This window comes from Flavobacterium sp. GCM10023249 (genome assembly GCF_042653365.1).
Taxonomy (GTDB): domain Bacteria; phylum Bacteroidota; class Bacteroidia; order Flavobacteriales; family Flavobacteriaceae; genus Flavobacterium.
Genome location: NZ_JBHSHZ010000022.1, coordinates 1 through 21,424 on the forward strand (window position 1 = coordinate 1; position 21,424 = coordinate 21,424).

Here is a 21,424-nt window from a genome sequence, read left to right on the forward strand (position 1 = left end):
TCGTTTACTGATGTTCCCGGCGGAACGGCACATTGGACGTTCTCGAATCCGAACTATGAAGACGAATCGGGTGATGTAGCCATAGTGATTAACAAAGCCGATGCGAATATAACTGTGAATGGTTACACTGGTGTTTATGATGCTCAGGCACATGGTGCTTCGGGCTCAGCAACGGGTGTAGGCGGAGTGGTTTTAACCGGATTGGATTTAGGCGCTTCGTTTACTGATGTTCCCGGCGGAACGGCACATTGGACGTTCTCGAATCCGAACTATGAAGACGAATCGGGCGATGTATCCATAGTGATTAACAAAGCCGATGCGAATATAACTGTGAATGGTTACACTGGTGTTTATGATGCTCAGGCACATGGTGCTTCGGGCTCAGCAACGGGTGTAGGCGGAGTGGTTTTAACCGGATTGGATTTAGGAGCTTCGTTTACTGATGTTCCAGGAGGAACGGCACATTGGACGTTCTCGAATCCGAATTATGAAGACGAATCGGGCGATGTAGCCATAGTGATTAACAAAGCCGATGCTAACATAACTGTGAATGGTTACACTGGTGTTTATGATGCTCAGGCGCATGGTGCTTCGGGTTCAGCAACGGGTGTTGGCGGAGTGGCTTTAACCGGATTGGATTTAGGAGCTTCGTTTACTGATGTTCCCGGCGGAACGGCACATTGGACGTTCTCGAATCCGAACTATGAAGACGAATCGGGTGATGTAGCCATAGTGATTAACAAAGCCGATGCGAATGTAACTGTGAATGGTTACACTGGTGTTTATGATGCTCAGGCACATGGTGCTTCGGGCTCAGCAACGGGTGTAGGCGGAGTGGCTTTAACCGGATTGGATTTGGGAGCTTCGTTTACTGATGTTCCCGGCGGAACGGCACATTGGACGTTCTCGAATCCGAATTATGAAGACGAATCGGGCGATGTAGCCATAGTGATTAACAAAGCCGATGCGACTATAGTAATTATGCCGTATTCAGCTATTTATGATGCTCAATACCATACTGTATCAGGAACTGCAACCGGTATTATGGGAACCAATTTGAATTCAGGTTTGAGTTTTGTAACGACTTTTAGAAATGTTCCCGGAGGATCCACGGTTTGGAATTTTAATGGAGGTATCAATTACAATAATGCTTCAGGTTCGTCATCGGTTGTTATAAGTCCGAAAGATTTAATCGTATCAGCTTCAGGAATTAATAAAATTTATGATGGTTCAACTGCAGCAACAGTAAATTTGACATCTGATAAAATTGCAGGTGATGCCTTAATTCCTTTGTATGCCAATGCTTATTTTGCCAATTCGAATGTGGGAACATGGACTGTAAATGTAAATGGAATTACTATTGAAGGGGCGGATAAAGACAATTATACATTAACAAATACAACTGCTGTAACGTCGGCATCAATCACTTCGGCTACCACTGCATTGAGTCTTCAACTTAGCGCAGCGAGTGTACGATATATGGATAATCTGACTTTTACAGCCAAAATAATTCCATTAAACTCAGGAAGTCCTTTAACAGGTTCAGTAAAATTTACAGTAAATGGGGTGGATTATGGAACTTATCCTGTAGTACCAATACCTGGTGCAGCGGACGGATCAGTTCAAGCGATGGTTAGTAAACAAATTGTGAATTTACCGGGAAATTATATTGTAAAAGCAGAGTTTTTAAGTGGCAATGTCAATTATGAAGGCAGTTATCAGGAAAAAGCGATTGTAGTAATTGCTAGAAATGCAGCACCATATAACGCAACTGGATATTATACTGGCGATTTGTTTGCATGGACAACTGGACCAAACACGAGTACGGCAACTTTAACTATGTCAGCTGTTATAAAAGATAATAATATTCCGAAAGGTGATGTAAGAGGTGCTAAAGTTAGTTTTTATATTGTAAATGGATCAACAATGTCACCAATACCAAGTGCTCAAAATTTACCCGTAGGGCTTGTAGATGTTTCAGATGGAAGTTATGGTTCAGCTAGCGCTATCGTTCAATTGAATATTGGTTCGGCCAATGCAGCAAGCTTTCAAATTGCTGTGAAAGTAAGTGGTGCCTATGAAAATAATCCATGGTCAACTCTTTCTCAGTGTATTGTAACGGTATCTAAGCCAGTTGCAGGAGGTTATATTGTTGGTGGTGGAAATCTATTGAATTCCAATTCTTCGGGCTATGTGAAAGGTGCGAATGGGCAATTAACAGGATTTCAGTTTGATGTGCAATTCAATAACAAATTAACCAATCCGCAAGGTAAGGCAATGATTTATATATCTAGTTACAATAAACCTGACGGGACTTTAGACAATAAACTGCATACCTATATCATTACAACCAATGCGATTTCACTATTGAATATAACGCTCCCAAAAGCGCAGTTTAGTAGTAAAGCCAATATTGTTGAGCAATTGGAAAATGGTACTATTGTAGCGCTTGAAGGTGGTGCAGCATTTCAAATGTCAATGACGGATAACGGAAATAGTATTTCACAAAAATCGATTGGGATAACATTAAATCGTAAAGCTGGAGGTGTTTGGTTTTCAAGCAATTGGAATTTGAGTCAGTCCAAAACCATTGAACAACTACTAAACGGTGGCTCTTTACAAGTAAGAACTTCATCAAGTACCACGTCAAGAGAGGAGTCCGAACAACCAATTGAAGAAAATGAGAAAATTGATTTTAGCGTTATAGTGTATCCTAATCCTACGAATAACAAATTCCAATTTGAAGTTAATAACGACTGGAGTGGATTGACAACAGTCAAAGTTTTCGATCTTTCCGGAAGATTTGTCCAACTGATAGAAAGACAAAACGAGAAAGAGTTTTCTTTTGGTGAGGATTTGCCACCCGGAGTCTATTTAGCAGTAATTGAACAAGAAAAAATGTCAAAAAAAATAAAACTAGTAAAACAATAAAATTGAGAAAGTCCCGCTTTTTGCGGGACTTTTTATAATGGTTTTGGCTTTATTTCTTTGGTAGAGATGGCTGATACCTTATTTTCTTTATTGATTGTTACAGAAAGTTCGCGCATGAAATATTTTTTTTCATAATCAATTTTGTATCGGAATATATAATCATCGGATGATTTGATATAAGTAATATCAATAAGTTTGATGAAATTGAATTTTCCATTCCTCTGGCGGATTTTTTTACAGGTAGCTGATATTTTATCTAGCGTAGCATTTTCTATAACTTTTTCTGTAGCTTCTTCTTTTGAAAAGGGTTTGAATCTAGATGTATTACAAGATTCAAGCAGTCGCGTTCCTAAATCAAAAGCTCTATTTTTCTTTATAGCTTCTACTTTGCTGGATTCGACAATGACTGCCGTATTTGATGTCTTTCCAGTTTTACAGGAAATAACAAGCAATAGCATAAAAAGGGCAAATTTGTATTTCATTTAAAACGTTTTAGATACAACGCTTTAAAAATGAGTATAGTATATAGGTGTAAAAAACAGATAATATATTAATGTATTTTTTTTGGTGCATAGGAATGCATGATTTGTAAGAACATTTCTTTTGTCATCGGTTTCACTATAAAATCAATTACAGAATTGATTGATTTTGATTTTTGGATATCAATAGGATCAATAGAAGAGGAGATGATATAGATGGGTATTTTTTTGGGCAGTTTGGACTGAAGATCCATATACGCTTTTAAAAAACCCCAACCATCCATTACAGGCATGAACAAATCCAATAAAATGATGTCCGGCAGTTTTTTCTTATCAACACTAACGGATTCTAAAAATTTAAGGGCATCCAATCCATTCGAAAACACATCTATTTCTTTCACAAGATGTGTATCCGAAATTATTCTGTGAGTCAGATACTGAAAAATTTTGTCATCATCAATTAAACAAACATTTTTAATTTTTCCCATGTTTCCCCATTTTATATAGTTGAACTGTAAATATACTTCCTTGATCGATGTTACTTTTTACCTGTATGTTGCCACCTGATGCTTCTACATGAATTTTGGTTATGAATAACCCAAAACCTTTTGCTTTTGGATGATCGTGGAATGTTTTATGAAGTTTGAATACGTCATTTTTATTTTTTTTGAGATCAATTCCCAATCCGTTATCTTTTACTTCAATACAAATCCAATCGTCTTTTTTATAACTGGAGATGTGTATTTTTGGACTTCTTAGTGGCGATCGGTATCTTAAAGCATTACTGACAAGATTTTTCATGATAGAACTAATATACTTCTTCGAATAGAAAATATTTTTTACCTCTGTAAAATCAACTGTAATAATCGCTCTTGTGGATTGTATTTCTTCGTCAAATTGGTCTTTTGTTTTCTCAACAATCCTATCCAAATCAATCAAATTCTTTTTGATGGTTGAATCCATTTTGATTTGTGTAGCGTCAACTAATTCTTCAAAGGTTTGCTGTAGTTTTGCAATGATTGGTTTTTGCATCTCAAAATAGTTGAGCTTTTCCTCAATAGTATGATTTTCGGCAAGCATTTCGCCCAAAAGCAAAAGATTACAAAGTGGCGCTCTCAGATTATGGGATATAATTTGGCAAAACTCCTCCAATTGTTTTTTTTGATTGGATATTTGAGTGAGCAATTCATTTCGTTCATTTAATTTTCTCTTGAGTTCAGCTTCAGTTTTCTTAAGTTTTGTAATATCAGATGAAAGTATCAGAATTCCCTCCGGAGCAGGCTGTATACTCAATTCAAACCAACCTTTGGAACCATCCGGGAAATCAAATTCTGAAGGGATTTCCAAAGGAATACGCTCTATCATACATTGTTGTAAACATTTGAACATTTCAGTAGATTCAATCCCCGGATATTTTTCCATCATCGTATGTCCTAAAAGTTCTTTTTTGGTTGATTGACCTTGAATCACAATAGATTTGTTTACATAAAAATAACGCCAGCCGAAGTCGATAACTTGAACACCTTCAATCATGTTATCGAAAACGGCGTACTTCTGATGGGTTAAATCAAACCCGTCTTTTACTGTATATGGCATTTTTTTCACGATAGCCAAATTTATATTAGGATATAAGAATGCTGATTTTTTAATAAGGCGCATAAGTGATCATAAAAACACATTATTATGATACTTGCGAGATAAATGTAATGTGAATTGTAACTTACCCAACTTAAAATTAATTCATTATGGGTTACTTGTTGTAAGGTTTTGCCGTATAAAGTGTTAAAGCAGAGTGGATTATAAATAAAAAATCTTAGCTATTCATGAAGTGTTTAGCTAAGATTTTAAAAAATGTTATTTGAAGTCTTTAGTATAAACTAGGATATTTGGAAGGGTTGCTTTCGTGCATCATAGCATATACTTTTTCAAATATATCTTCTGTAGAAGGTTTAGAAAAATAATCTCCGTCTGTTCCATATGCTGGGCGATGTGCTTTCGCAGCCAATGTTTCTGGTTGACTGTCAAGATATTTGTATCCTTTTTGCTCGTCGATAATTTGTTGTAATAGGAATGCTGAAGCTCCTCCCGGAACGTCTTCGTCAATCACTAATAATCGGTTAGTTTTGGCCAAAGATTTTACAATATCATGATTAATATCAAATGGTAACAACGACTGGATATCAATGATTTCAGCATCAATTCCTACCTCTAATAATTCTTTAGCAGCTTGCTCCACTAAGCGTAAAGTTGAACCGTAAGAAACTAAAGTAATATCAGAACCTTCTTTGATGGTTTCAACAACACCAATTGGCGTTTTAAATTCACCTAAATTGGTAGGCATTTTTTCTTTTAAACGATATCCGTTCAGACATTCAACAATTAAGGCTGGTTCGTCAGTTTCTAATAATGTATTGTAAAAACCGGCTGCTTTGGTCATATTTCTAGGAACTAAAACATGAATTCCTCGAATAGCATTAATAATCATACCCATTGGTGAACCTGAATGCCAGATTCCTTCCAAACGATGTCCTCGTGTTCTGATAATTAATGGTGCTTTCTGGCGACCTGCTGTTCTATATTGTAACGTAGCTAAATCATCACTCATGATTTGAATTGCGTACAATAAATAGTCTAAATATTGAATTTCAGCAATTGGACGTAAACCGCGCATAGCCATTCCAATTCCTTGACCTAAAATCGTAGCTTCACGAATACCGGCATCGGCAACACGGAATTCTCCGTATTTTTCCTGCATTCCTTCCAAACCTTGATTCACATCTCCAATGTTTCCTGAATCTTCACCGAAAATTAATGTTTCCGGGTATTTAGAAAATAAGGCATCGAAATTATCTCTTAAAACCAGACGAGCATCTACTTCTTCAGCAGTTTCATCATAGGTTGGTGCTACTTCCGCAACAGAAAAAATGTTGTTTTCAGATTGTGAAAATAGGTGAGAACTGAATTTAGGCTGAATTTTTTCTGTATAGGCTGTAATCCATGATGCCAAAGTTGCTTTTCCACTTTCTTTAACAATCATGCGTAATACTTTACGTGCCAAAGTAATCAAATCTTTACGAATAGGCTCTTTGACAGCTGCTAAGTCTGCAGCATATTTTTCAATAAATATTTTATTGTCTGAAGAAGCTGCTACTGAATTCAACAACGCAACTAATTCGTCTCTTTCTTCTTTGATTGGAGTCGTAAAATTAATCCAAGCCGCTTTTTTACCTTCTAAAACGTCTTTTTTAGCCTGGGTATCAATTTCTTCTAACTCTTCTACAGTAGCTAAATTATTTTCCAATAACCATTTGCGCATCTGAGCCAAACAGTCAAATTCAGCCTCCCATGCTAATCGCTCTGCATTTTTATAACGCTCATGAGAACCAGATGTAGAGTGACCCTGAGGTTGTGTTAATTCATCCACATGAATCAATACCGGAACATGCTCGGCTCTGGCAACAGCAGAAGCTTTTTGATAGGTTTCCACTAAAGCCGGATAATCCCATCCTTTAACGGTCATAATCTCATAACCGTTATTCTCTTCATCACGTTGGAATCCTTTTAAGATTTCAGAAATATTTTCTTTGGTGGTTTGATGACGGGCGTGAACGGAAATACCATATTCGTCATCCCAAACACTCATAACCATTGGCACTTGTAAAACACCGGCAGCATTAATTGTTTCAAAGAATAAACCTTCCGATGTCGATGCATTTCCGATAGTTCCCCATGCGACTTCATTTCCTTTATCAGAGAAATTGGTCTGGTCAATACCTTCTACATTTCTGAATATTTTGGATGCCTGAGCCAATCCCAACAAACGAGGCATTTGCCCAGCAGTAGGAGAGATATCAGCACTTGAATTTTTTTGTTGGGTAAGATTTTTCCAGTTTCCTTTTTCATCCAATGAATGCGTAGCAAAATGTCCGCCCATTTGACGACCGGCACTCATAGGGTCAAAGTTCAAGTCGGTGTGACCATATAAACCAGCAAAAAACTGCTCGATTGTCATTGCTCCAATGGCCATCATAAAGGTTTGGTCACGGTAATATCCGGAACGGAAATCACCATTTTGAAATGCTTTGGCCAAAGCCAACTGTGGCACTTCTTTACCATCGCCAAAAATTCCGAATTTCGCCTTTCCGGTAAGCACCTCTTTTCTTCCCAAAAGACTACATTCGCGACTAATTCTTGCAACTTTATAATCGTTGATTACTTCTGTTTTGAAATCTTCAAAAGTCAAATCTTTTTTATCTTCCACTTGTATCATATTGTGTACATGTAATTACGACAAATTTAAACAAAAACACGATATATTCTAATCTTACTGAAAAAAAAGTAATTGAATAATTCTTATAAAGAATGTTTATATAAAAGGTTTTATTTTAATAATTCAATAAAAAACAGTTATTTGTTAAATTATATTTAATAATCGGTGTGTTTTTTTAACTATTAAAACCATTTTCTGGTAAAAAGATTTATTAGCGTTTTTGGATTTAATGTAGCCATAAATCTGATTTTCTGAGGATAATTGTTTTGAGACGGTTCAAATCCGTTGGATGAATATAATGGAAAAAACAACTCAAAATAATCGGGTACTAGATTGAAATGAATTCCGCTATCATAGACAAATTGGGCTTTACTGCCTTTATTTTTATAAAATCCTGCATCTCCGTACAATTGTATCCATTTCCAAATCGAGGAAGTAGTATTTACTGTTGAAATCCATTGATTGGCGTATGGATTAATGAATTTTGACTTGAAGCCTCCTTCGGCAAGTATGATCTGTTGACTGAAAATTCCTGAATTTTCCGAACGCCCATAATATTGGTAGTCAAACAAATAATCTTTGGGTCTGTCTAGTGCAAAATTGAAGTAATCGGTTGTCGTTCTTTTGTATAAGAATGTACCCGTATAAAAACGTAACCCAAGTTGGTAATTGTTTTCAAAAAGTTTTCGATAGATACCTTCAATAGTAAACTTTCCAAATTGATCCGAAAATTGTAAATTACCCGAAAGGCTATAGGTTTTGGCTGTTTCACCGTCACCAATTCCATATCTGAGATCAAACACCGAATAGTGTAACGGATTCAAATCATTAACCAATAATGGACTGGATTCTTTGCTTACCGTTACTTGTCTCAAACTAATGCTCTGCCAGAAGTTATCTCTTAAATTGTCATTATTTCTAAATTTGAATAAGACAGACGGTGTTACTCTTAAATAACTGGCATCTTGGATGTAATGAAAATAGGCACTACCTAATGAATAGCGTATTTGAAACAGATCGGAATTTTTTCTTTGTTGTGTAAAATTCGCAATACCAAAACCGGTAACCGAACCTGTATTGGTTGAAAAACTTGGACTAACCGTAAATGAAAAAGGTTTTTCAATGAGCGCTTTATTGTTGAAACTCAACGAAACGATGGCACCATCATATACATTGAATCCAATTTCGGGAACATAAAAAATTTGAAAATAGGCCGGATTTTCAATGTCTTTCAGGAAAGAAAACTTAATAGGTTTGTTGAGACTGAAAAAACCTTTCAATGACTTGAAGTTATTACGGTTATTGATTTCAGGAATATCATTTTTATGATTTAAGATGATTTTGTCAACATCTGTGTTTTGTATAGTGATGGTGGTATCCGATGCTGTGGGCGAATACCACTGTTCAAATACTTTCTTTCGTTTTTTAAATCCCGATAAAGAAAACGGAACCGCCAAATGGGTTTTGTTTTGTACTTCAACTGTAAGATCATCTCCGTTTTTTTTGACTTCGCCAAAGGTAACATCAATCTGGTCTGGAGCTGTAACAATGTTGTCAAAGAACCAAGTAATATCTGCACCCGCATTTTTTGTCAGTTGTACTTTAAAATCTTCGGCAGTAGTTTTTTGTTGTTTGTTTACGTTAAAAAATGCTTTGAAACCTGCCTCAACACCATTATTTCTTAAATATTTTCTTAGAAACGAATAAGCAATACCGGCTTTGTATTTATTGGCTATTTGCTCGTTAAATTTGACAAGGTTTTCTTTAGAGGTCACGAGGCTCTGATCCAAATTTTTTCGGGCCATAAGCATATAAAGTAATTGGTATTGGTCATTGAAATTGGCTTTGGCAACCTGGTAACCTTTTATGATTTTGAGCTGACCCAAACCGCCCAATAACTTCAAATCAGGATAGTTCTCTTCAATGTAAGTCATCAGTAAATAGGTTTGAATGGCGTCGAAAAGATGATGATCTTTCCTGAAATCAATATTCAAATTTTGACGTAAATAATTTCCGGTGTAGGTTTTTAGGAATTTGAGCTCAAAAAGAAAGGAATTTGGAAACGGACTCAGAAAATTAGGTAGCTGATTTAGACCGTAAAAGGGATTTCTGTCATATTCGGCTTGGGTTATAAGGAATTTCGATGGGAGTGTTTCGCCTAAATTCGCTGCCGTAAAATTGATGACTTTGTCTATAATTAGTGCTTTTTGATATTCCGTAATTTTGGAATCGTACAGATTGGTTTCTACTTCTGCTTTCTCATTTCGGTAGGATTCAAATGTTTTCTTCTTTTCAATGATTATTTGAATGTCGTTTAAGTGCTGACCTTCGAATAGCAATTCTTTTTGTGTCGTATTGTTTTCTGTTAGTAAAGTTAAATTAGTAGAGGCTACATATTCTATAGGTACTACTAATTTTAATCGGGCAAAATCTGTTTTCTCGTACGATGCATCATCGATGTTTTCATTGCTATATTGGACCGAATTCCCATTCGTATCAATGCGTGCGATATTCAGCAAAAAATCCTTCAGATAGTAATTCCCTTTGTCAATGCCGTATCTGGTAAACTTAGCTTCAGGAAGTTTTAGAATATATTCCAAATGGATGTTTACCGCCTCCGCTGGATTTAATTTTTGTTGTAACGGAATTTCTATTAAATCAATTTGATTATTTACTCTTCTCCAAAATGTTTCTGTATTGTTGATACTAATCGTTTTGATGGTCGTAAAACCTCTCTCGCGTTCTCTGGAAAGATGAAAATTTCTGGAAAACTCATCGGAAAATCTTCGCCCTAAATGGGAATCTTTATCCGAATACGCATGATTCCAATCATTTATAATCAAATGGTCAATGGGTTTTTCAGAGGTATTGACAAAGGCTATATCCTGTACAACGAGTAAATGTCCTGTTTCACTGTCTAATGTCAAAACAGCGTTCACATTTTGTTGACTCAATCCAATAACCGAATTCAGTACAAGTAGTATAAAGTATATTTTAGTTAGGCTAATCTTCAATTTTCAAAATAAATGCAATGTAACATTAAAAATGCAGATAACAGTCATAAAAAATATAAGTTTTTTCTGATGAATTTTACAACTACAACGTTGTAGTTGTGATTTATTGATAATTTAACGGTAATTAATACGCTAAATCTTTGCTTTTGTCTAAATTGCTCTTCCCAAATTTAAAGGATATGGTGAAAAAAATACTCTTCTTATTACTTTTTTGTAATGTGTCTTTCGGTCAGGTGGTTATCAATGAATTGGATGCCGATACGCCTAGTACTGATGTCTTAGAATTTATTGAACTGAAAAGCACCACACCTAATTTTTCTCTCGATGGTTATGTTTTGGTCTTTTTTAATGCAGGTAACGCAGATACAGCCTACATGTCATTAGATTTGGATGGTCTTACCACAGATGTTAATGGTATCGTCACTCTCGGTAATTCGGCAGTAAGCCCGTCACCGGATCGTGTAATCAATAATAATACTATTCAAAACGGCCCCGATGCTGTGGGTTTATATTTGGGTAATCCTTCCGATTTTATCAACGGAACTACCGTGGCCAATACAAACAATCTGATCGATGCTTTGGTACATAAAACAAACGATGCGAATCCAACGAGTCTCATGACTGCACTGGGGGTTTCAATCGCTTATGATGAATACATTAGTGCAGCTAGTCCAAGTGATGTGAATTCAATTCAGAGAAAAGAGGATGGTACTTACGAAACAAAAACACCAACTCCAGATGTTCCTAACGATGGATCGGGTGTCGTGTTCAATACAATGACTGTAACGATTTCTCCTACTGGTGAACAAACCGAACCCAATAGCTTTACCATTCAATTTTCGTTGACTTCAAATGTTACTGGTTCTAATCTTGATTTTACGTATACATTAGCAAATGGAAGTTTCACTACTGCAGATTATACTGCCAATCTAAATGTAACAATTCCAGTGGGTGCCAATTCGGTAAGCCGAGTTGTTGCTTTGGTTGATGATGCCATCAATGAAGGCGATGAAACCTTAATTATTAAATTGGGGGCATTACCAAATGGATATACTAAATCAAATGATAATATTGAAGTACGAATTCATGATAACGATTATGAGATCAAGCCTTGGGGACCACCCAACGCTCCAACGTACGGTTTGTGTCCCAATTTAACTCCGGCAGGTTATTATGATTCGTTGGAAGGTAAATCGGGTAACCAACTCAAACAGGCTATTCAAGACATTATTGCGAATCCGGCGGTGGTGAGAGAACATAACTATGCTGAAGTTTGGGATATGTTGAAAGAAGCCGATCAAAATCCTCTAAACAGCAGTCAGGTTTGGTTGATGTATGTTGAACAACCAAGATCGAAATTGGACCAACAATCTGGACCTAGTGGTGTCGGAAAGTGGAATCGTGAACATATTTACTGTCAGTCCCGAGGAAATTTCTTCTTAGACGATATGTTGCCTAACGATGGTATCGATGTATGGACTAGTACTGATGCCAATGATATTATGGCAGGTGGTGCCGACGGTCATCATTTGCGTGCCGAAGACAGTCAGGAAAATACGTCCCGTAATAATAAAAATTATGGGGTAGACCCAACAGGTACCGACGATTATAACGGTCCTGCCGGTACTTCAGGTAGCTGGAGAGGTGATGTGGCACGATCTTTATTTTATATGGCGGTACGTTACAACGGTTTGAATGTTGTTAATGGTTTTCCTGGTGAACCAACTGGAAATATTGGTGATTTGGCAACTTTGCTAACTTGGAATGCTACTGATAAAGCCGATGATTTTGAAATGAATCATAATAATGTAATCTACAATTGGCAAAGAAATAGAAACCCTTTCGTGGATTATCCTTTGCTGGCCGATTTCGTTTTCGGAAGTAGAGTAGGGGAAACCTGGTATTCGTCTCTTTCGAATGATGATTTTGGATCAACTTGGAAGGTGAATGTATATCCAAATCCTGCCAAAGATGTTATCTCTATCAGCGGATTGAAAGAAATCGCTACAGTTGAAATCTATTCGATTTCAGGTATGAAAATGTTTGAAGGCGAATACACTCCGGATGCTCAACTAAATTTGAACTTGTCAAGCGGGATTTATATGGTGAAAGTTACCGAAGCCAATAAAGCAATCGTGAAAAAGTTAATCGTTAGATAGTACTGTTTTTGTGAAATTTGAATACTAAGAGTCCTGATCTTTCGGGGCTCTTTCTTTTTTGGTAAATGATATAACTGCCAAAAGAAAATGAACTCCTGTCAAAAGGATTTTTGCTTCTGTCAAAAGAATTCTTGCTTCTGTCAAAAGGATTCTTGCTTCTGTCAAAAGGATTTTTGCTTCTGTCAAAAGAATTCTTGCTTCTGTCAAAAGGATTCTTGCTCCTGTCAAATGAAAATTAGCTCCTGACAAATAGAATCTTGCTTCTGTCAAGTTGGAATTTGTTCCTGTCAAAAGGATTCTTGCTCCTGTCAAAAGGATTCTTGCTCCTGTCAAATGAAAATTAGCTCCTGACAAATAGAATCTTCCTTCTGTCAAGTTGGAATTTCTTCCTGTCAAAAGAAAATCCCTTCCTGCACAAAGAAATTTTCTCAGTACAAAAAAGGATTTTCTTTTATCAATTAGAATTTGGAATTTTGATCTTGGAATTTTTACAAAATCTCTTCAATATTTTTCTTAATGTTTTCCGCTATTCTTTCTGTCGGTAAGTCATTTTCATCATTCCCGAAAGGATCTTCAATTTCTTCAGCAATTAATTCCAAACTCGCCAAAACATAGAATATGAAAATAACGACAGGTATGGTATAATACCCTAAACTGAAAACATATCCAAAGGGTAAGGTCATGACATAAAAGAAAATGAACTTCTTCAAAAAGACACTATAAGAAAACGGAATAGGAGTGTTTTTGATACGTTCACATGCTCCGCAAATATCAAGTAATGCGGTAATTTCAGGATTTAAAATCAACAACTGCTCGTCGGATATTTTTCCCTGCTTTTTCAGTTCATTCAGCTTTTTGAAAAGTAACTTAACAATCTGATTCGGTTTGTGCTTCTTGTGCTCAACATTAATATTGAATTCTTCAAAAAGCTCCTGACTTATTTGTTCGTCTTTCAAATGCAAATTCAATGCATACGCATAATAAGGAATGGTTTTTCTGAAAAATAGTTTGTCTTCTTTAGTTTCTAAAATTCCTGATAATTTTACCGCTAAATTCCGACAGTTATTTACTAACGCTCCCCATTGTTTTCTTCCTTCCCACCAACGATCGTAAGCAGTATTCGTTCTAAAAACCAACAACAATGAAATCACAAAACCCAGCATGCTGTGCATCATGGTAATGTTCTTTACATGACTTGTTTCTGCTAATTTAAAATACTCAATCTCGAGATATGCAATAACACCACAATAAATAGCAATGCTAATAATCAAAGGCAATAATGCTCTGAAAGTATCTGCTTTGTGGAATTTAAAAATAAAGGTAAACCAGTCTTTCGTATTATATGAAATCATCTATTCTTGTCTATAAACTCTAGTCATTTCAATTTTCTCTGGAGCATGAAGTACCATTGGGAATTTTTCCACTTTTACAGAACTACTATCTAAACCGAAAGCTCTTTCCTCAGATAATGAGAATTTCTTGAAGAAGAAATACGCGTTCATAATGAACTTCTCATAATAACTCATAAAGCTGTCGTACGAAAGGAATTTCTCAGAAAGTACAAACTTAAAGTCACCAATAATGTTATTCTTATGTAACGATTCGTAACGGCTAGTGATATCTACTTCTCCCTTCGCTACCATGTCTTTGATTACTTCTTTGAACATCAAATTGATTTTGGTAGGTTCCCTGAAACCAAGATTGAAATCAATTCGATACAAATCGTCTTTCAAAATTTCGGTTACTTTGTATTCTTTTCTATACGGTTCATTAGTTACATTCACGTGAATGAACCAATACATATCTGCTCTTTTCGGTCTTTTTTGTAAGATCGAGTACATCACTTTCTCTTCTATTTCATCAACACGGTTGGCATTCGTCATATATACTAAATGTGTAGCATATTTCGGGATGGTAAGATCCACACTTAACTCGGCCAATACTTTTTTGTAATGGTCAATTTTTACAATTTTCGTATATTCTTTACTGATACGTTTTGCCGTATGCCAAATGGTCATTACAAATATCAATACTGATGCAATGATTAAAGTAACATATCCACCATGAGCGAATTTATCCAAACAAGCAACTAAGAAACTGAATTCAATTGCTAAATACAATAAAATGATAGGGATAATGATATAACTAGCAATACGTTTCATTACCATGTAGTACATCAATAATAAGGTAGTCATAATCATACATAATACGATTGCCAAACCATATGCTGCTTCCATTTTACCCGATTCTTTGAAGTACAATACAATTCCAATACAGCCTGCTAATAATAACCAGTTAATCGAAGGAATGTACAATTGTCCTTTTAAATCGGTTGGGTATTTAATTGTAACTTTTGGCCAAAAACTCAAACGCATAGCTTCATTGATCAATGTAAATGATCCCGAGATTAAAGCCTGGGAAGCAATAACTGCAGCCATTGTTGCAATTACGATTCCGAAAGGTAAAAACCAATCCGGCATGATAAAATAAAACGGATTCACATTGTTCGCATTGATGCTTGTCAATACTTCACCTTCGTGTTTGATTAAGTAAGCACCTTGCCCGAAATAGTTCAATAACAAAGCAACTTTTACAAAAATCCAACTGATACGAATGTTTTTTCTTCCACAATGTCCCATGTCGGAATACAAGGCCTCAGCTCCCGTTGTACATAAGAAAACAAAGCCTAAAACATAAAACCCTTCAGGATGTATTTTTAATAAGTGAATAGCATAGTAAGGATTAACAGCACACAAAACATCAGTATTATGACTAATTTGGATAACGCCCAATACCGCTAACATACCGAACCAAATCGTCATCATTGGCGCAAAAAACTTACCTACTAAACTGGTTCCGAATTGCTGAATGATAAACAATACACACAAAATGGCAATTACAATTGGAACTGTATTAAGTTCTGGATAATAGGTCTTCAATCCTTCCACTGCCGAAGATACAGAAATAGGAGGAGTAATGATACCATCTGCCAAAAGTGCCGATCCACCAATAATGGCAGGAACAATTAACCATTTTATTTTAGTACGTCTAACCAGTGCATAGAGCGCAAAAATTCCACCTTCGCCGTTGTTATCTGCCGAAAGGGTTATGATAACATATTTTAGAGTGGTCTGTAAAGTAAGTGTCCAGAAAATAGCAGAAATACCGCCAAGAACAACGTCTGTTGCAATAGCATGCGTACCTATTATGGCTTTCATTACGTACAAAGGCGATGTTCCAATGTCTCCATAAATAATTCCTAATGTGATTAAAACTCCTGCAAAAGTGAACTTACTATGAAGATCGTGATGATTTGAAGAACTCATTAAAATTTGATTTAAAACACCAAAATTATAACATTTTAAGAATCCTAAAGTCTTTTTATTTAAAAATTATAAACCTAATTTTACAAAATATTGTTAATTAGTTCGTTATAAAATGAAAAAAGGAATCATTATATTGTTTATTGTCGTTTTAACCCTCTCTTGTTCAGCTGATAAGAGCTATATGGCTAACCCCAAATTTACTAGCGTCCGTATTGATACAATTTTGAATGAGAAGGTAAGTTCAAGAGCAATTCTTATCGATAATGAAAAGGTTTGGTACGCAGGTAACTTTGGAAAGTTTGGAGCAATTGATTTGAAAAATCCAAATGATAAATATAATGGACTTATCGAACGTGAGAATTTGAAATTGGAATTTAGAAGCAGCGCACAAACCAAAAAATATATTTTTATACTCACAGTAGCGAATCCGGCATTGCTCTATCGTATTGATAAGGAAACTAAAGAAATCAAACTGGTATACGAAGAAAAACATCCAAAAGTATTTTACGACAGTATGCAGTTTTTAAATGATAGTGAAGGTTTTGCTATTGGTGATCCAACCGAAAATTGCCCTTCATTTATCAAAACCTCTGACGGTGGTGAAACTTGGCAAAAAGTTTCCTGCGATAACTTGCCAAAATTTGAAGATGGAGAAGCTTTTTTTGCCGCCAGCAATACCAACTTGATTTTAAGAGGAAATTCTATGTTTATGGTATCTGGAGGGAAGAAATCTAGAGTTTCGGTTTCTGAAGATAAAGGTAACAATTGGTCAACGTACAATACACCTATAGTGCAAGGCGAAGCGATGACTGGTGCCTTTTGTGCTGATTTTTATGATGAAAAAACGGGTATCATTGCGGGAGGAAATTATCAGAAGTTGGAACAAAATTTTAAAAATAAAGCGATTACTACCGATGGAGGCAAAACTTGGCAATTGGTTGCAGAAAATCAAGCCTTTGGATATGCTTCCTGTATTCAATATTTGCCAAAAAGTAATGGTAAAGCCATCGTTCAAGTTGGCGCAAATGGTGTATTCTATTCACGAGACGGTGGAACTAAATGGAAGCAATTGAGTAAGGATACAGATTTTTTGACGATACGATGTATAGACAATAAATCGGCTATTGCTACAGGTAAAAACAGAATTGTAAAATTGACATTTCAGTAAAAAAAAAAGAGTCAAACGACTCTTTTTTATCTTCTAAATCTTCCGCCTTCCCTGCGTTTTTGAATTTGTTTCAATAGTTTTTGTTTGAATTCTACTTCAATCTGACGTAGCATTAAGATTTTTTGGTTTGGAATAACACCTTGTAATTCCTTAACCAACTGTCGGCGGCTATTTTGAATGTCATTTTCCAGACGCTCGTCTTCTTCCATCAGTTTTGCTGATTCTTTTTCTGAAAGCGTACTCGCATTTTCCGGACGCAGTTTCATCATTAATTGTCGCTTTTGCTTCTGTAATTCAGATTGTCTATCATCAAACTGATTGAAAATTGGCCAGAATTTCTGAGCTTCATCCGGAGTCAGTTGTAACTTATCTGAAATATAGGCTATTCGGAGCGCTTTGATTCGCTCAATTCGATCTTCTGCATCTTGACTATAAGTTACAAGTGTTGCTAATAATAAAAGTAGTGTATATATTTTTTTCATTTTAATTCAAATATTCGTTGATGTAGGTTTCTGTTTTGGTATCATAAAGCTGCATTTCATTTTCTAAGGAAGCAATATCTTCGTCGGTCAAATGTTCAGCAATATCTTCAGTGGTTAAATCATTTTCATAGGCCAAATATTCACTTGATGAAATCATATTGTTCGCATTCGTTTGCGCAAAATAAGTCCAAATACCAAAGCTGAGTAGGAAAACCGCTGCAACACTCGAAATCCAGAATGATTTTCGTTGCCACAATTGAATTACTTTGGTGTTATTTTCTTCAAACGGAAGTTGTTGCATCAATCGTTCTTCGAAGGTATCAAAGTAATTGTCTGGGATTGTAAAACCGCTTTCAATTTTTGGATCGTTATGTAAATCAAACTTCTTCATATTCGTAAGACAAAATTAATAGTAAAAGGTTTAATTGGAATTTAAAAATTCTTCGATTTTTTTAACAGCATGGAAATAAGATGCTTTTAGAGCGCCAACCGATGTCTCTAATACTTCCGACATTTCCTCATATTTCATTTCTTCAAAGTATTTCATTTTAAAAACCAATTGCTGTTTTTCGGGTAATGTAGCTACTGCTTTTTGTAGTTTTAATTGAATTTCATTACCGTCATAATCCACATCAGCTTCCAGTTTGTTAATCAGACTGTCTTTCAGTTCGCTACTCGAAATACCACTTTTTTTTGCTCTTGTATTGATAAAAGTAATGGCTTCATTTGTTGCAATTCGATACACCCATGAATACAATTTGCTTTCTCCTTTGAATGATTTGAGATTTTGAAAAACTTTTACGAACGTATTTTGTAAAACATCATCTGCATCATCGTGACTTAAAACCATATTCCGAATGTGACTATACAGCGGACGCTGGTATTCGCGTACCAATTTTCGAAACGCTTCGTTCTGCGTTTTGGGATTTAATAATTCGGCTATGAATATTTTTTCGTCCTGCAATTTGACTGATTTTCAGATAAGACTAAAGATATTGAAAAAGGTTTAACTATCATGTGGAAAAAATATTTCGCTTTGTATCTTTGGCCTTTCCAAATCAAGAAAAATGATAAAAACAGTTATTTTCGACATGGATGGTGTAATTGTTGACACTGAACCTGTGCACAAGTTTGCTTACGATCAGCATTTTGATGAATTGAATATTGAAGTGCCTGCGGAAATGTATGCGACTTTTACAGGAAACTCAACTCGAAATGTTTTTCAGAAATTAAAAGAAACTTTTCTATTGGAGCAAGATGTCGAAGAATTGATTTTGCGAAAACGAGCATTGTTCAATGAAGCTTTTGATACGAAACCTGATTTGGAGTTGATCGAAGGAGTACTGACTTTAATTCAGGATTTACACCGCAACGGAATGCAGTTGATTTTGGCATCTTCGGCATCTAAAAGCACTATTAATAGGGTATTTAACCGATTCAATTTGAATCCATACTTTACACATAAAATTAGTGGTGAAGATTTCCCAAAATCCAAACCACATCCAGCCATTTTTTTGCATGCTGCCTCATTATCCGTTGCTCCTAAGTCAGAATGTATTGTTATTGAAGATAGTACTAATGGTATTATCGCCTCCAAAGCTGCAGACATTGTCTGTATTGGTTATGATAGTGCCAATTCCAAACATCAGGATTTGTCATTGGCAGATTATGTCATTCAGGACTTCAGTGCAATCAATTTTGAAAAATTACAGCAATTACAATTCTAACCGACTGCCTTTTTGTAGGTAGTTAGGCATTTTTCTCTAGCTTGTTTATGATCCACTATGGGTTTCGGATACAGCGTTGTATTCAATTCCGGAATCCACTTTTTGATATACTTTAAGTCTTTATCAAATTTTTTAATTTGTTCTGTAGGATTGAATATGCGGAAGTAAGGTGCCGCATCTACTCCTGATCCAGCAGCCCATTGCCAGTTGCCCACATTGCTGGATTGTTCATAATCTAATAGTTTGGTTGCAAAATAAGCTTCGCCCCAACGCCAATCAATTAACAAATGTTTGCATAAAAAACTGGCCACAATCATGCGTACACGATTATGCATATGACCTGTTGAGTTCAATTCTCTCATTCCAGCATCAACAAAAGGATAACCCGTTTTGCCTTCACACCATTTTTTGAATAAGGTCTCGTCATTCTCCCAAACGATTGCATCGTATTTTGGTCGGAACGATTGATTGACCGTTTGAGGAAAATGCCATAAAATTTGCATGAAAAATTCCCTCCAAATTAATTCGTTTAGAAAGGTGTCATTGGTTGAAGTAACTATTTCTTTAATTATTTTCCGAATGGAAACTGATCCAAATCGTAAATGAGGCGCCAAAAGGGAAGTACCGGAGATGGCAGGAAAATTACGGGTTTCGGAATAATTATCAACAAGATTTGGTTTGATATTGAATACAGGAACTTTTATGGTAGATTCAGTGAAACCGATAGCTGCTAACTGTAAAAAAGGGTAGTTGTGCTTTTGAATTCGGTGTAATAATTCTTCAGACGGATGATGTGGTAAGGGATTGTGCTTGAATCTTTCTTTCCATTTTTTAGAATAGGGAGTGAATACAACATAAGGTGTTCCATCGTCTTTAATGACTTCATTTTTTTCAAAAATCACCTGATCCTTACAGGTTTTGAATGCAATTTGATGCGTTTTAAACAATTCGTTGAGTTCTTTGTCGCGTTTTCGGGCATAAGGCTCGTAATCGTGATTGGTATAAACAGAATGAATGGTTTGATTTGCAATCAGTTGTTTAAATATTTCCATCGGTTTACCATGAAATACCGCTAATGATTTGCCTTTCGCATTTAGTTTTGATTGAATCTCTGAGAGTAAGTCATGAATGAATGTTACACGTGCATCATTTGGCTCTAGTTGAGATAAAATAGAGGAGTCAAAAATAAAAATAGGTAATACTTCATTCGTAGATTCTAATGCATGAAATAATCCAACATTGTCTTCCAAACGCAAATCTCTTCTAAACCAGAAGATAGTAACTTTATTTTCCATCGTATTCACCAAAAATTGATCGTAATTTTTCTGTTCTGAATGCAAATATTTCTTCCAATTTTGGACGAACTACAATTGGATGCAAAACGTTGCCCAAAACTCCGAAAGGCATTTTGTAATGTACGATATCTTCCATTAAAATTCCATTTTCTATTGGTGTAAAGAAATGTTTGTGATGCCAAAATTTATAAGGACCAAAACGTTGTTCGTCTACAAAGAATTCATTGTTTTTGACATGAGTGATTTCAGTTACCCATTCCATTGATACAAACGGAAATGGACTAATCTTATAATGTATGATCTGTCCCTGAAACATTTTGCGATCATCTCCTGAAAGTGTTTCAAATCGCATTGAATCGGGTGTGATGGTATTCAGATTTTTGGGATCGCTAAAAAAAGACCATGCTTCTTCGATGGTGATTGGTAATTTTTGAGTGCTGTGTAAACTGTATAACATAGACGAAGTATTGTTTAACAAAATTACAAATATCTTAAACAAATTTATTGTATTTTTATACTTTTATTAACAATCGATATCCAATTGAAATTTTAACTTTGAAAAAAATAACAAAC

Annotated in this window: 17 protein-coding genes; 4 read left to right on the forward strand and 13 right to left on the reverse strand. The window is 35.6% G+C overall.

Annotation, left to right across the window (positions count from 1 at the left end):
• Nucleotides 1–2,931, forward strand: a 2,931-nt coding sequence (locus ACFO7M_RS16025) for a T9SS type A sorting domain-containing protein (RefSeq protein ID WP_379736847.1), incomplete at its 5' end; no start/stop codon positions are given.
• 32 nt (nt 2,932–2,963) lie between these two features.
• Here the strand turns inward: ACFO7M_RS16025 and ACFO7M_RS16030 are convergent.
• From ACFO7M_RS16030 to ACFO7M_RS16050, 5 genes are all read right to left on the reverse strand, one after another.
• Nucleotides 2,964–3,413, reverse strand: coding sequence for a hypothetical protein (locus tag ACFO7M_RS16030; protein ID WP_379736849.1), 450 nt, complete (start codon nt 3,411–3,413; stop codon nt 2,964–2,966).
• A 68-nt stretch (nt 3,414–3,481) separates the two neighbouring features.
• On the reverse strand, nt 3,482–3,898 hold the full coding sequence (locus tag ACFO7M_RS16035) for a response regulator (RefSeq protein ID WP_379713044.1): 417 nt from the start codon (nt 3,896–3,898) through the stop codon (nt 3,482–3,484).
• Nucleotides 3,885–5,006 carry an ATP-binding protein gene (locus ACFO7M_RS16040; RefSeq protein ID WP_379736851.1) on the reverse strand — a complete coding sequence of 374 codons (1,122 nt, stop codon included), beginning with the start codon at nt 5,004–5,006 and terminating at the stop codon, nt 3,885–3,887. Before ACFO7M_RS16040 ends, ACFO7M_RS16035 begins: the two co-directional genes overlap by 14 nt.
• Before the next feature lie 271 nt (nt 5,007–5,277).
• Nucleotides 5,278–7,680 carry an alpha-ketoacid dehydrogenase subunit alpha/beta gene (locus tag ACFO7M_RS16045; protein ID WP_379713040.1) on the reverse strand — a complete coding sequence of 801 codons (2,403 nt, stop codon included), beginning with the start codon at nt 7,678–7,680 and terminating at the stop codon, nt 5,278–5,280.
• Nucleotides 7,681–7,862: 182 nt separating this feature from the next.
• Nucleotides 7,863–10,694 (reverse strand): aminopeptidase, encoded by a 2,832-nt coding sequence (locus tag ACFO7M_RS16050; RefSeq protein WP_379736852.1) that lies wholly within the window; start codon nt 10,692–10,694, stop codon nt 7,863–7,865.
• A gap of 179 nt (nt 10,695–10,873) precedes the next feature.
• Here ACFO7M_RS16050 and ACFO7M_RS16055 point away from each other — a divergent pair, with 179 nt between their 5' ends.
• The gene (locus tag ACFO7M_RS16055; RefSeq protein WP_379736854.1) at nt 10,874–12,853 is read left to right on the forward strand and encodes an endonuclease; all 1,980 of its coding nucleotides are present in this window, start codon (nt 10,874–10,876) and stop codon (nt 12,851–12,853) included.
• 24 nt (nt 12,854–12,877) lie between these two features.
• On the opposite strand, the gene ACFO7M_RS16060 is transcribed toward ACFO7M_RS16055, so the two are convergent.
• The 3 genes from ACFO7M_RS16060 to ACFO7M_RS16070 all read right to left on the reverse strand — a co-directional run bounded on the left by ACFO7M_RS16060 (nt 12,878) and on the right by ACFO7M_RS16070 (nt 16,179).
• Nucleotides 12,878–13,228: a hypothetical protein gene (locus tag ACFO7M_RS16060; protein WP_379736855.1), complete on the reverse strand. Its 351-nt coding sequence runs from the start codon at nt 13,226–13,228 to the stop codon at nt 12,878–12,880.
• A 113-nt stretch (nt 13,229–13,341) separates the two neighbouring features.
• Nucleotides 13,342–14,205, reverse strand: a complete 864-nt coding sequence (locus tag ACFO7M_RS16065; RefSeq protein ID WP_379736857.1) for a bestrophin family protein — start codon at nt 14,203–14,205, stop codon at nt 13,342–13,344.
• Nucleotides 14,206–16,179 carry a KUP/HAK/KT family potassium transporter gene (locus ACFO7M_RS16070; protein ID WP_379713030.1) on the reverse strand — a complete coding sequence of 658 codons (1,974 nt, stop codon included), beginning with the start codon at nt 16,177–16,179 and terminating at the stop codon, nt 14,206–14,208.
• 112 nt (nt 16,180–16,291) lie between these two features.
• On the opposite strand from ACFO7M_RS16070, the gene ACFO7M_RS16075 reads away from it, so the two are divergent.
• Nucleotides 16,292–17,347, forward strand: coding sequence for a WD40/YVTN/BNR-like repeat-containing protein (locus tag ACFO7M_RS16075; RefSeq protein WP_379736859.1), 1,056 nt, complete (start codon nt 16,292–16,294; stop codon nt 17,345–17,347).
• A gap of 26 nt (nt 17,348–17,373) precedes the next feature.
• Here the strand turns inward: ACFO7M_RS16075 and ACFO7M_RS16080 are convergent, their stop codons facing one another.
• Genes ACFO7M_RS16080 through ACFO7M_RS16090 form a run of 3 tightly spaced genes read right to left on the reverse strand, consistent with a single transcriptional unit; the run spans nt 17,374 to nt 18,793 of the window.
• The gene (locus tag ACFO7M_RS16080; RefSeq protein WP_379713026.1) at nt 17,374–17,829 is read right to left on the reverse strand and encodes a sensor of ECF-type sigma factor; all 456 of its coding nucleotides are present in this window, start codon (nt 17,827–17,829) and stop codon (nt 17,374–17,376) included.
• Nucleotide 17,830: 1 nt separating this feature from the next.
• Nucleotides 17,831–18,220, reverse strand: a complete 390-nt coding sequence (locus ACFO7M_RS16085) for a hypothetical protein (protein ID WP_379736860.1) — start codon at nt 18,218–18,220, stop codon at nt 17,831–17,833.
• 30 nt (nt 18,221–18,250) lie between these two features.
• Complete coding sequence (locus ACFO7M_RS16090; protein WP_379713022.1) at nt 18,251–18,793, reverse strand: RNA polymerase sigma factor; 543 nt, start codon at nt 18,791–18,793, stop codon at nt 18,251–18,253.
• A 103-nt stretch (nt 18,794–18,896) separates the two neighbouring features.
• Between ACFO7M_RS16090 and ACFO7M_RS16095 the strand changes: the two genes are divergently transcribed.
• Nucleotides 18,897–19,556 (forward strand): HAD family hydrolase, encoded by a 660-nt coding sequence (locus ACFO7M_RS16095; protein ID WP_379736862.1) that lies wholly within the window; start codon nt 18,897–18,899, stop codon nt 19,554–19,556.
• On the opposite strand, the gene ACFO7M_RS16100 is transcribed toward ACFO7M_RS16095, so the two are convergent.
• Both ACFO7M_RS16100 and ACFO7M_RS16105 read right to left on the reverse strand, forming a co-directional pair.
• Nucleotides 19,553–20,851 carry a cryptochrome/photolyase family protein gene (locus tag ACFO7M_RS16100; RefSeq protein WP_379736864.1) on the reverse strand — a complete coding sequence of 433 codons (1,299 nt, stop codon included), beginning with the start codon at nt 20,849–20,851 and terminating at the stop codon, nt 19,553–19,555. The two genes, ACFO7M_RS16095 and ACFO7M_RS16100, sit on opposite strands and share 4 nt — an antisense overlap.
• Nucleotides 20,841–21,308 (reverse strand): SRPBCC family protein, encoded by a 468-nt coding sequence (locus tag ACFO7M_RS16105; RefSeq protein WP_379736866.1) that lies wholly within the window; start codon nt 21,306–21,308, stop codon nt 20,841–20,843. The genes ACFO7M_RS16100 and ACFO7M_RS16105 overlap by 11 nt, the downstream gene beginning before the upstream one ends.
• Nucleotides 21,309–21,424: the final 116 nt, after the last annotated feature.